Annotated in this window: 12 protein-coding genes; 4 read left to right on the top strand and 8 right to left on the bottom strand. The window is 34.7% G+C overall.

Annotated elements, in window-relative coordinates; genetic code table 11:
- Window positions 1-42 precede the first annotated feature (42 nt).
- Window positions 43-552 carry a peptide deformylase gene (gene def / locus CY0110_RS21000; protein WP_008277565.1) on the bottom strand — a complete coding sequence of 170 codons (510 nt, stop codon included), beginning with the start codon at window positions 550-552 and terminating at the stop codon, window positions 43-45.
- A gap of 270 nt (window positions 553-822) precedes the next feature.
- Here def and dnaA point away from each other — a divergent pair, with 270 nt between their 5' ends.
- Complete coding sequence (gene dnaA / locus CY0110_RS20995; RefSeq protein WP_008277564.1) at window positions 823-2,193, top strand: chromosomal replication initiator protein DnaA; 1,371 nt, start codon at window positions 823-825, stop codon at window positions 2,191-2,193.
- Between the two features lie 138 nt (window positions 2,194-2,331).
- Window positions 2,332-3,741, top strand: a complete 1,410-nt coding sequence (locus CY0110_RS20990; protein ID WP_008277563.1) for an amidase — start codon at window positions 2,332-2,334, stop codon at window positions 3,739-3,741.
- Between the two features lie 2 nt (window positions 3,742-3,743).
- Here the strand turns inward: CY0110_RS20990 and CY0110_RS20985 are convergent, their stop codons facing one another.
- Entirely contained in the window at window positions 3,744-6,365 is a 2,622-nt protein-coding gene (locus CY0110_RS20985) for a trans-splicing intein-formed DNA polymerase III subunit alpha N-terminal partner DnaE-N (protein WP_008277562.1), read from the bottom strand.
- Between the two features lie 151 nt (window positions 6,366-6,516).
- Here CY0110_RS20985 and CY0110_RS20980 point away from each other — a divergent pair, with 151 nt between their 5' ends.
- Together CY0110_RS20980 and CY0110_RS20975 are read left to right on the top strand one after the other, a co-directional pair.
- A complete protein-coding gene (locus tag CY0110_RS20980; RefSeq protein WP_232285769.1) occupies window positions 6,517-6,795 on the top strand; it encodes a hypothetical protein in 279 nt (92 codons plus the stop codon).
- Window positions 6,788-7,012: a DUF2283 domain-containing protein gene (locus tag CY0110_RS20975; protein ID WP_008277560.1), complete on the top strand. Its 225-nt coding sequence runs from the start codon at window positions 6,788-6,790 to the stop codon at window positions 7,010-7,012. The genes CY0110_RS20980 and CY0110_RS20975 overlap by 8 nt, the downstream gene beginning before the upstream one ends.
- On the opposite strand, the gene CY0110_RS20970 is transcribed toward CY0110_RS20975, so the two are convergent.
- From CY0110_RS20970 to CY0110_RS20945, 6 genes are all read right to left on the bottom strand, one after another.
- On the bottom strand, window positions 6,998-7,453 hold the full coding sequence (locus CY0110_RS20970; RefSeq protein ID WP_008277559.1) for a hypothetical protein: 456 nt from the start codon (window positions 7,451-7,453) through the stop codon (window positions 6,998-7,000). The genes CY0110_RS20975 and CY0110_RS20970 overlap by 15 nt on opposite strands.
- A 471-nt stretch (window positions 7,454-7,924) precedes the next feature.
- Window positions 7,925-9,079 (bottom strand): UDP-sulfoquinovose synthase, encoded by a 1,155-nt coding sequence (locus CY0110_RS20965; protein ID WP_008277558.1) that lies wholly within the window; start codon window positions 9,077-9,079, stop codon window positions 7,925-7,927.
- Between the two features lie 148 nt (window positions 9,080-9,227).
- On the bottom strand, window positions 9,228-9,605 hold the full coding sequence (locus CY0110_RS20960; RefSeq protein WP_008277557.1) for a DUF423 domain-containing protein: 378 nt from the start codon (window positions 9,603-9,605) through the stop codon (window positions 9,228-9,230).
- A gap of 19 nt (window positions 9,606-9,624) precedes the next feature.
- Complete coding sequence (gene nfi, locus CY0110_RS20955) at window positions 9,625-10,287, bottom strand: deoxyribonuclease V (RefSeq protein WP_008277556.1); 663 nt, start codon at window positions 10,285-10,287, stop codon at window positions 9,625-9,627.
- A gap of 106 nt (window positions 10,288-10,393) precedes the next feature.
- Window positions 10,394-11,596: a glycosyltransferase family 4 protein gene (locus tag CY0110_RS20950; RefSeq protein ID WP_008277555.1), complete on the bottom strand. Its 1,203-nt coding sequence runs from the start codon at window positions 11,594-11,596 to the stop codon at window positions 10,394-10,396.
- Window positions 11,597-11,657: 61 nt separating this feature from the next.
- Complete coding sequence (locus CY0110_RS20945; protein ID WP_008277554.1) at window positions 11,658-12,725, bottom strand: glycosyltransferase family 4 protein; 1,068 nt, start codon at window positions 12,723-12,725, stop codon at window positions 11,658-11,660.
- Window positions 12,726-12,727 lie beyond the last annotated feature (2 nt).

Below are 12,727 nucleotides of genomic sequence, written 5' to 3'. Positions count from 1 at the left end.
TGATTATTATTTACGAAAAATAAAGATATTTTTTTACTATTTTTACGAATTATTATACACTAAATCTTCAGAATTGTTCACCCTATCAATAAAAAGAATACCATTAAGATGATCTAATTCATGTTGAAAGATTCGAGCTACAAAATCCGTAAATTCTTGCTGATGTAATTTACCGTAACGATCTAAATATTCTACGGTAATTTTTTGATATCTGGAAACTAAACCCCTGACTCCCGGAACGCTTAAACACCCTTCCCAACCTTTAACCATTTCCTCTGAATGAGAGACTAAACAGGGGTTAATCATCACGGTGGGTTCCATCGATGGTGCATCTGGATAACGAGAGTTAGGATGGGAACAAACGATAAACAAACGGTAAGATTGAGAAACTTGGGGTGCAGCAATACCCACACCTTTTGCATCTATTGCTGTTGTTAATAAAGTGTCAATAAGTTGTTGTAACTTTTCATCAGTAATGTCCGTAACATATTGAGCTTGTTGTCTTAATATAGGATTACCAACTTGAGCAATTTCTAAATTTTGGCTTATCATAGATTTCTATCTATCTAAAAAGTTCTATATTTATGATGACGTTTCTTTGGGATGATTGGGAATCTTTCGAGAAACTGATATAATCTTACTTTTTAACCCCCTTAGCCCCTAACCTTTGTTTTTATTGTTTATTAATCTATTGTTTAATTGTTCGGATAAATTGAACTATCAATTTGTCTACAATGATTTTGCTATCTGAGAGGAAACAATTACTTTTCTGTCAAATTATATGTCAAAAGATTCTGTTATTATTAAGGTCTAATTTTAAGAATGACTATTTCACCCCAATATATTTGGAATCAAGTGCTTGATCGTTTGAAAATGCGATTAAATCCGACTGCGTTTGAAACTTGGCTTGCTTCAGCAACAGTACAAACTTTTCAAGATAATTGTTTAGTCATTCAAGTTGAAAATCCTTTTATTCTTAATCATTTACAAAAAACTTATTATTCTTTGATAGTAGAAGAAGTCGAAACTATAGTCGGTTATTCAATTTCGGTAAAATTAACCACTTCTCAAGAACAAAATTGGAAAATTGTTGATAAGGATGAGTATAATTATTCATCAAACAAACTTAATAATAAAACGGATAAACAATCCCCTAAACTGAGCCAATTAAACCCTCATTATAATTTTTCTCGATTTGTTGTTGGTCCGACAAATAGAATGGCTCATGCTGCATCTTTAGCGGTTGCTGAGTCACCAGGGCGAGAATTTAATCCTTTATTTTTATGTGGTGGGGTAGGATTAGGAAAAACCCATTTAATGCAAGCGATCGCTCATTACCGTCTAGAATTATACCCTAATGCTAATGTTTTTTATGTTTCTACGGAACAATTTACTAATGATTTAATTACGTCTATTCGTCAAGATAGTATGGAACATTTTAGAGAACATTATCGCACCGCCGATATTTTATTAGTGGATGATATTCAATTTATTGAAGGAAAAGAATACACCCAAGAAGAGTTTTTTCATACTTTTAACACTTTACATGAAGCAGGAAAACAAGTGGTAATTGCTTCTGATCGTCCCCCCAAAAGAATTCCTAGTTTACAAGATAGATTAGTATCTCGTTTTTCTATGGGATTAATTGCCGATATTCAAGTTCCTGATTTAGAAACGAGAATGGCAATTTTACAAAAAAAAGCAGAGTATGAAAACATTGTATTACCTCGTGATGTTATCGAATATATCGCCACTAATTATACTTCTAATATTAGAGAGTTAGAAGGGGCATTAATTCGTGCTGTTACTTATATTTCTATTTCGGGATTATCTATGACTGTAGAAAATATTGCTCCTGTTTTAAATCCGCCTATGGAACAAATTTCAGTTTCTCCTGATGTTATAATAAAAATTATTGCTGAGAATTTTAATGTTTCTATTGAGGATTTAAAAGGCAGTTCACGCCGTCGAGAAATTAGCTTAGCGAGGCAAATCGGAATGTATTTAATGCGTCAACATACCGATTTAAGTTTACCCAGAATTGGGGAAGAATTTGGAGGAAAAGATCATACAACAGTGTTATATAGTTGTGATAAAATCTCTAAATTACAAAAGAAAGATTGGGATCTCTCTCAACAATTATCGGAATTAAGCGATCGCATTAATATAGCGAGTCGAAATCAAGAAAAATAAAAAAAGATAGGATTAATAATCTCAGAAACGCTATAATTGTAAATAGGGTTATTTCATTTAGTTCCAAACTTTTAATAAAGTTTTATAAGTAAGTAATTTTATGAATGCTCTACAATATAAAATTGTCGTCAAAAATGTATGAATTCGGTTGACTTAGCCTTTACACCGGCACTAAAATTAGCCCAATTAATCCGCGATCGTAGCATTTCTCCTTTAGAATTAACCCAACTTTACCTAAACCGAATTGAAACTTATAATCCTCAACTGGGTAGCTTTTTTTTCGTCGCAGCAGAAATGGCCATTCAAGACGCTAAAGAAAAAACCGAACAATTAATTAATATATCTGATCCAAAAAATTTACCTCCTTTTTTTGGGGTTCCTACTGCCATTAAGGATCTCAATGCGGTTGCAAAAATGCCCATCAGTTATGGTGTAGCTGCTCTCAAAGATAATATTGCTACCTATGATGACGGGGTAACAGCACGCATGAAAGGGGCAGGATTTATCATTTTAGGTAAAACTGCCACCTCTCAACTGGGATCATTTCCTTTTACAGAACCCCCAGGGTTTCCTCCTACCCGTAACCCTTGGCATTTAGATTATACTTCGGGGGGTTCTAGTGGAGGAGCAGCATCAGCCGTAGCCGGGGGTTTATGCGCCATTGCTCAGGGGTCTGATGGTGGAGGATCAGTTCGAGGTCCGGCTGCTTGTTGTGGCTTGGTGGGTATTAAACCAGCAAAAGGAAGGGTTTCTCATGCTCCAGTAGGAGACTATCAAAGTGGCATTTCTAGCAACGGACCTTTAGCACGAACAGTGGCTGATGCTGCAGCTTTATTAGATATTATGTCAGGTTATATTACTGGTGATCCCTATTGGTTACCTGCTCCTGAAATCTCTTTTTTAGAAGCAACAAAACAAGTTTCTCCCTCGTTAAAAATTGCTTTTTGTGACCATATTCCACCTTTTACTAAGAGTGAAATCATTGTCAAAGAAACAGTAAAAAAAACGGCTAAATTACTACAGTCATTAGGTCATTCTTTGGAAATGAAATGTCCTTCCGTAGAATCATTAATTGAACCGTTTACAATAATTTGGCAATCGGGAATTGGGGCATCAGGATTACCTTCAAAGGTATTAAGTCCCCTTAATCGTTGGTTTAAAGAACAACAAATAAGCGCAGGAGATTATTTACAAGCAGTTCATCAGATGCAGATTTTTTCGCGTCAATTAGTGGCTTTTTTCGATGACTTCGATGTTTTACTGTTACCTGTATATTTACATCAACCCATTAAAGTAGGAGAATGGTCAGATTTATCACCTCAAGAAACCTTAGATAAAATTGGTAATTGGATTGCTCCTTGTCCCGCTTTTAATGCTAGTGGGTTACCGGTAATAACATTACCGATGGCACAGGATGAAAAGGGTTTACCAGTCGGTATTCAATTAGTAGGAAAACCTGCCGATGAGTTAACGTTAATTCGTTTAGCTGCTCAGTTAGAAAAAGTTAATGATTTATCATTATCGATTTCATCTTCAGTTAATAGTTAAACTTATACAGTCAGTTTTTTTAAGTCTAAATTATTTTCAAAAATCTCATCGATGGGTAACATTTTGCCCTCCGTTGTCATAAATTTATGGTCTTTAGTGGCTCGAATAGTTTCTCCATCTTCTAGATAGTATTCAAACACTTCTTGTTCTCCTCTATGATGCCATTGGGCGATAGATTGAGTATAAACAAAACCATTTTTATTCACTGTATAAACACTACAATTGATGTTTTCTTCGACTATTTTACCAATGGGCATGGGTCCATATTCAACCGTTAAAATTTCTGTATCATAACTTAAACAATATTCAGCAAATTTGATCATTTGCTCAAATAAGTCTTCTGCAATGGCTTGAGATACTCCATTTTTAGTTGCTCCATCGATAAAAATCTCTCGATGTTTGGTCATTTCTGCAATTTTCTTTTTACCCATTGCCCGACGCAATAAGTCAGCTTCTCCTAAAGAGTAACCGGCCAAATCTTGCGCCATTTTCATAATTTGTTCTTGGTAAACTAACACCGCATAAGTTTCTTTTAAAATGGGTTCTAAAAGTTTATGTTGATAAATTATTTCTTCTCGTCCATGTTTTCGATTGATAAATTTAGGGATTAAGCCTGCATCTAATGGACCGGGACGATAGAGGGCTAAAATAGAAGAAATATCTTCAATTCCTGATGGTTTTAAGTCTTTTACAATCTGTTTCATTCCCGACGATTCTAACTGAAAGATCCCTTCTAGGTCTCCTTTTTCTAATAGTTTGTGAGTTCTTTCTACATCAGGGGGTAACTTTTTGGCAGTTCCTTTAGCAATAATTTCTAGAGCTTTTCTTTCATCTAAAGGTAGTTGATCTAAGTCTAATTCAAACCCTTGATTTTGTTTAATTAAATCGGCTGTTCGTTGAATAGTGGTTAAATTTCTTAACCCTAAAAAGTCCATTTTTAATAATCCCAAGGACTCTAAATCTTCCATATAATATTGGGTAATCACTGCCCCATCATTATTCTTTTGTAAAGGCACAACTTGATCTAAAGGTTCAGAAGAAATAACCACCCCGGCAGCATGAACCCCAAAGGTTTTGTTCGTTCCTTCGATACGAATAGCCATATCAACCCAACGACGAACAAGGGGATCATTTTCATACCTTTCTTTAAATTCTGGGGTTGGAGTTTCATTAGAAACCATGACTTTCAATTTCGTGGGTTTCCCCCTTGAAACTGGGATCATTTTTGTCATTTTATCCGACTCAGCATAGGGAATATCTAATACTCTGGCTACATCTTTTAACACTGCTTTTGATGTCATGCGGTTAAACGTAATAATCTGAGCAACATTAGCTTCCCCGTACTTTCTAGTGACATATTTAATCATTTCATCCCGTCTTTCGATACAAAAATCTGTATCAACATCAGGCATTGATTTCCTTTCAGGGTTTAAAAATCGCTCAAATAATAGCCCATGATGGACCGGATCAATATTGGTTATTTTTAAACAATAGGCAACCAAAGAACCAGCAGCCGATCCCCTACCTGGGCCTACAGGAATACGATTATCTCTGGCATATTTAATATAATCCCAAACTACCAAGAAGTAAGTTGAAAAACCCATCCTTTGTAGCATTTTAAGTTCATATTCTAACCTTTCTCTATAGTCATCAGGAATTTCACTGCGAGAGCGACATTTTAACCGTTCTAATAATCCTTGCCAAGCAATTTCTTCTACATAACTATCAGGGTTATGTCCAGCAGGGACAGGATAATTAGGTATACGGGGTTCTCCTAAAATTTTATAGGGTTCAATTTTTTCTGCTACTTCTAAAGTGTTATTAATCGCTTCTTCAATAACATCATCAGGGAGATGATCACGGAATAATAAGCGCATTTCGTCAGCAGATTTTAAATATTCAGTACCACTGTATCTAAGCCGTTTTTCATCAGTAATGAGTTTAGCGGTTTGAATACATAATAGTGCGTCATGTGCCTCAACATCATAACAAGAAATAAAATGAGAATCATTGGTTGCCACAATTTTAATGCCTAAGTCACGGGCAATTTTAGCAATCGCAACATTAACAATTCTATCCTCAACAGAACCGTGATCTTGAATTTCTAAATAAAAGTCATCTTTAAAGATTTTTTGATACCATTTAGCAATGGCTTTTGCTTCTTTGATATCTCCTGCTAAAATTCGTTGAGGTATTTCTCCCCCTAAACAAGCACTGGTGACAATTAAGCCTTCATGGTATTCTTCTAATAGTTCTTTATTGATACAAGGGCGTGCAAAAATGCCTTTTCCTTGCATTCCATTTAGATGGGAAATTGTGGTTAATTTGACTAAATTTTTATAACCTTGAGTATTTTTAGCTAAGACAACTTGATGATATTTTTTATACTTTTTCTTCTCTTCAATATCTCCATTGATAACATACATTTCGTTACCAATAATGGGTTTTACGCCTTTATTTCGACACACTTTAATGAGTTCGATCGCCCCATACATTACGCCATGATCCGTTAGGGCGATCGCTGGCATTTCTAATTCTAAAGCACGATCAATTAACGCATTTAATTGGGATGCACCATCAAGTAAACTATAATCACTGTGTATATGTAAACCAACGAAGGACATAATAGAGTATTTTTAGATAAAAATAACAACTTAACAAGGACTTATATTATAGCGTTAATCTGATTTTTCATAGAATCAAAAGTTTCTTTAAGTTAAAAAAGATGACAATATTCTGTTAAAATGAATAGTAGATAATGAAATAAGGCTGGTCATGATGCCAAATATTATCTGGTCAGATTATTTACAATATCGAGCCAAACTAAGAGGTTTTAAACTGGAAAAAATTGAAGAAATTATCAAATATTCTGGCGAAAGATACTATGATACTGAAACAGATCGTCTCATTGCCGTAGGTAAGCATGACACTCGCTTAGTTATCGTTCCTTATGAATACGAATTAAATTCTATCACCCCTATCACTATTCATGCCACGACACGCCAACAAATTCGATTTCGCCTAGCTACTGGGAGATATGCTATTTATGAATAACGCAAAAATGAAATATTTTGAAGAAGAGGATATTCTTTATTTAACCATTTCTGATGAACCAGAAGCAAATAGTGTAGAAATAAATCCAAATATTACAGTTGAACTTAATAATTCGGGAGAATTAATTGGGATAGAAATCACAAATGCCAGTGCTTTTATTCGAGATTCAATTCTAGAATCAACTCAAGGAAAAATACTAAATCTATCCTCCTATTGATGTTTTTGCTAAAGTTTTGGATGACGTTTTCAGGTTAGGTTTAGATTTCATCCACTGCCAAGAAACCAGGTTTAATAGTAATCCAATAACAAAAAGAATCCCCATTAAAGCAATTTGATACCAAGCAATAGGTGTAACAAATAAATCAGCCGTAATATGACTTAAATTTAACACAGAATAAACGACTGTTAGCCAAAAATGTCCCACTCTAAACTGTTTAGACTGAGTAAACAAAGTTCCAATCATGGCAAACATCGGAATAATAAAAAAGAGTAACATTAGCCATAAAATCCAACTAATATCACTGCTATCATGAGAATGAGCTATTTGTTGCCCATGAAAAAGAGGCATTAACCCTAGTTGCGTATGAAATAGAAGTCCTAAGAGAAAAGTTGCCCACAGGGTAATAATTTTAGTTTGATAATTAACTTTGGTATTCATAAACTTATCCCTCCTGTTTCCATTTTAAAAAGGATATTGAAGAAGGAATCAATTTGTAATAGTTTGTTGAACTCTCACTGAAGCGCAATAGTTACAAATACTCATCTATATTGATTCATCAAACCAGATTAGACCTGCTGCAAATATGGATTCTGGTTAAGTATATTAAATATGTATAATTATTAAGGTGAAGTGATTCAGATATTTTGTGCAGTCGAATGGCAAAAATGGAAGCAATTTTACGAATAACACAATCTTTGATCCAGCCGGACTTATTGGAGACTTGACACAAAAGTAGGAGCAATTAGTAAACCGTTCGACAATCAAGAGATTTATTAATCGTGGAGTGTTAATTGGCTTAATTGTTGCTTTATTAGGAGACGTAGCTAAGATATTTAGTTAGATTGGAAATCCCTAGCATGACAAAAGGTGGCTAAGTTGCCACCCTTAATCTATACAGTCAATGATCACTTATTTCCGATGCCAAGAAACTTTAGGTAAAATCTGTTCTTTGTCAACCCTTCCTTTATATTTTTCAGCAAAATTTAACAAAGAATCGAGGAGAGAATCAGACAGATAATGGGGTTGTAAACCTAAATCTAATAACTTGGTATTCTTAGCGTTGAAATAGTGTTCTTCTAACTCAACTCTGGGGTTATCTAAATTATTGATTTCCACATCCAACCCAAGAGAGTTACCCGCTTTTTTAACCATCATGGCTAAATCACTAATACTAAATAATTCAGTAAACTGGTTAAAGACTCGGAATTTGCCTTCTTCAGCAGGGTTTTGAATGGCAATGTCGATACATCTGACAGTATCCCGAATATCTAAAAAGCCTCTAGTTTGACCTCCTTTACCATACACGGTTAAAGGATGACCGATCGCAGCTTGAATACAGAAACGATTTAAGGCAGTTCCAAACACGCCATCATAGTCTAAACGGTTAATGAGCATTTCGTCCATACCCGTTTCTTCTGTCAAAACCCCATAGACTACCCCTTGGTTTAAATCAGTGGCTCGTAACCCCCAAATTTTACAGGCAAAATGGATATTATGACTATCGTGTACCTTACTTAAATGATAGAAACTGCCAGGTTGTTTAGGATAGGGTAAAGTATCTTTGCGGCCATTGTGTTCAATGGTAATATACCCTTCTTCAATATCAATATTTGGTGTGCCATATTCTCCCATAGTTCCCAGTTTAACGAGGTGAGCGTCTGGGAAATCTTCTTTCATAGCGTAGAGAATATTCAGGGTTCCTACCACATTATTAACCTGGGTAAATACCGCGTGTTCCCTGTCAATCATCGAATAAGGTGCCGATCGCTGTTCCCCAAAATGGACGATCGCTCCAGGTTCAAACTGCTGTAAGGTTTGACTTAAAAAGCTATAATCGGTAATATCGCCAACAAATAAGTCGATGGTTTTCCCTGTTAACTCTTGCCAACGTTGAATGCGTTTTTGGATAGGAGCAATGGGAGTTAAGGTATCGACTCCTAGTTTAGAGTCCCAATAGCGTCGACTTAAATTGTCGAGAATACCAACATCATACCCTTTATTGGAAAGATGTAGGGCGGTTGCCCAACCACAATAACCGTCACCGCCAATAACAAGAACTTTCATACTGACTCTAATAAATAACTTTGCCGATCTTCGGTAACTGTACCAAGTCTTGGTACTTCCTAGACCATTGAATATCAAAAATTTTGTGTCTAATAGGTCAGTTTATCATCTTAGAGGGAACCCTTTACCAATAATCTGTAATTTTAATTTACTTCATGCCCCAAGCTGCGATCGCCAAACTTAGCCAACCGATGAGAAAGGCCGCCCCACCGATAGGGGTGATTGCTCCCAACCATTTGATCCCAGTTAAACTCAAGGCATAAAGACTGCCTGAAAAAATGAGAACCCCGATAATAAAGGCATATCCTGCGCTGATCATAGTCATTGGCACAGTTTCTAGGCGAGTTAGTAGTAAAGCCACTAAAATTAAAGCGAGGGCGTGATACATTTGGTATTTCGTCCCTGTCTCGAATATTTCTAGGGAGCGATCGCTTAATTTATCTTTTAATGCGTGGCTAGCAAATGCCCCACCTGCGACGGATAAACCAGCTAAAATTGAGCCGATAAACAAAAATAGTTTAATCATTGTTTAGTTGCTAATCTATTTATTTATCTGATGCTAACTTATCTGCCCATCGGGTGGTTTCGGGTAAGCGATATTTAGTTAAACAAGCCATCACAAAATTTAAAGCTGTCGGTAAACTAATTTTATGACCAATAGACACATAAATAGGTTTTACATTAGTTCTTGATCTTAATACCGCTCCGATAATTTCTTTTTTATCAATTAAAGGTTTCCACGAGCCTTTTTCTAGGGGAACTTCTTCATGTTTTCCTATTAATAAGGATTTAGCCACACCAATAGTGGGAAGATCGATTAAAACACCTAAATGGGAAGCAATTCCTAAGCGTCTAGGATGAGCTATCCCTTGTCCATCACAGAGAATAATATCAGGAATAATAGTTAGTTTATCTATGGCTTTTAAGAGAGCAGGAATTTCTCGAAAAGATAAGAAACCAGGAATATAAGGAAAGTTTGTAGGAATTAAAGCAATTTGATTTTCTACTAATTCTAAACTTGGAAATTTTAAAACAGCCACAGCAGCTTGGGTGATTTTATAGTTATCTTTAAAACCTACATCAACTCCAGCAACGTAATTGACCTCTTGTAACTGATCTTTTGTGATAACTTGATGCCTAAGCTGCTGTTGAATTATTTTTGCTTCTTCATAAGAGAGATTAGAAGAAAAGTCATTATTGCTTATCATTCTTAATTAATATAATTTAAGAAAATACGGTTTTAAAAAAACTTTATTATCGGTAAAAATTGTTCGATTGTCTTACTTTAATTTATTCTGGATTAATATTTATATCTTATGAATTTTTGGTAAAATTAGCAATAAATTGAGCATATCTTTCAATTTGTTTCAGACGAGAAAATTGAGTCCAATACTTTTCATAAGCATATTCAGTATATTTTTTTGTTTGATCTAAATCATTAGCCATTTTTTTAAACGACTCAACTAAAGATTGAGGTTCTTTGGGAGAAAATAAAAATCCTGTATGATTATTCTGAATTAGCTCTGAAATACCATCAACATTAGAAGCAATTACTGGCGTTTTCAAAGCCATCGCCTCTAATATAACACATGGCATCGCTTCCGCTAAAGATGGTAATAATAAAACATCAGCAGCATAAATAAATTCTTTCGCATTATCTCTAGTACCTAAGTATTCTATATGCTCACTTAATTCCTTGCTTTTAATTTGTTCTAATAAAGATTTTCCCCAAAAAGAATCTAAGCTAATCGGCCCAATTAAAAAAAGTTTCAAATTAGGCATAATTGTTTTTAACTGAGGAAATACATCTAATAATATTTTCTGATTTTTACGAGGTTGTAAACTAGCTACACAAACGGCTAAAAATTGGTCTGTCGCTAACCTTAATTTTTGTTTGATTTCTGCTTTTTCTACTAGAGTAATCTTGTGAATTTCATCTTCTTTACAGCAATTAGGAATATAATATATTCTTTGGTTACTTAAATCAGCTAATGATGACCATTCGTCTCGACATCGTGATGATACAAATATTAACGAATCATATTGATTCATAATCTGCAGTGCATCGTTAACCGTGTAAGTATTTGGAGGAAGAAAATGTCGAGGAGATTCATGAATAATAATAACCTTTTTTCCTTTAATTTTTGGAGCCACATTTTCCAAAAATCTATGATTAGTGAATCCATTAACGATAATAGGACTATAATCATACTTTTGTAGCTGCTGTTGTCGTTTCGCTTGAGTAATTTCTGAATACTTTTTTTTAATTGATTGAATTAAAAATATAGGTATTTGTAGTTTTCTTTTAATTGGTTTTGGCGGATAAATTTTCTCTTTAAAGACTATCCATTGAGGAGAACTGAGAACTTGGTTATTTACTTCTTGAGGAAGTGAACATTTAGTTTCAGTAACAACTTTTACCCTATCTTCAGTTGCTAATAAAGCAATTAATATGTCTTGGCCAGCTTGGGATAAGCCACTCAGATGAGTTAAATTTTTTGACACATATAAAATCATTACTACATCCTTTCACATATATAGTTTATCTTCAATATATTCTCGATTGATTTGCTAACTATTAAGTAATTAATTTTTCGTAAATCTCCAAAGTTTTATTGGCTATCTTATCCCAATCAAGCTGTTCTTCAGCAAATTTTCTAGCAGCTTTACTTCTTTTACATTGCTCCTCTGGTTCGTCTACCAGTTTCAAGATAGCATTAACAAATCCCTCAATATCGCCAATAGGCAAAAGTTCAGCAAATGTTTCTTGTGTATAATCAGATAAACCCCCGACATTATTAGAAATGATGGGTAAACCACAAGAAATAGATTCTACTAAAGCATTATTGGCTGTACAATCTATAATTGGTAAAACTAACATACTAGCTTGTTGATAAAGTTGCCGTAAGCGATTATCTGAAATTCCCTGATACCAATGAACTTGTGGATGGCGAGCAATACGAATTAGTGTTGAATTTGTCCGATCACCAGCAGTTCGAGGCATGATAATATCAAATTGAATTTCTGGATTTTTACTAAGCACTTGGTCAATGACGATTGCTAAAGTTGCTAAATCTCGGAGATGTTTACCAGAAAAAATACATCTAACTTGTTCTTTTGTTTCCTCTTTTGAAGGACAGAAAAAGTCTGTATCTACACCATGAGGAACAAAAAATACTCGTCCAGGTAAATACTGCTCAAAGTAAGCAACTTCTTTACTGCCAACAACGATTAAAGCATCTAAATTAGTAATACTTTTGGGACATTTATGAACCAAACGCCACCATCCTGCGGGTTGATGAGATGTGCCAATTATTTTACAAGATAAACGCTCTTTCCAGTTCAGTAATATTCCTAGTTGATTTTCTACATAAGTGATATGAATTAAATCAGGATGCCATTGTAAACTTTTTAGGATAGTCTTAATTTCTGCTGTGGTACTATCAAGAGCATACATAGGACTACCTTTGGCTTTTTTTCCCACTCGTTCTACTATTGAACGCAAAATTTTTTTTTGGGGTTGTCCTGGATATTGCCATACACTTTTATAAGTATCATGAGGAAGAAGTGTAGACATAGATTCACATAGTTGATCGTAACCGCTATGTTTACCCATCCAATCAAAACGTCGTCTTAGCCAGAGAATTT

It is taken from the genome of Crocosphaera chwakensis CCY0110, assembly GCF_000169335.1.
Taxonomy (GTDB): domain Bacteria; phylum Cyanobacteriota; class Cyanobacteriia; order Cyanobacteriales; family Microcystaceae; genus Crocosphaera; species Crocosphaera chwakensis.
Note: the sequence above shows the minus strand (reverse complement) of the source record. Positions and strands in the feature narration are given on the sequence as shown.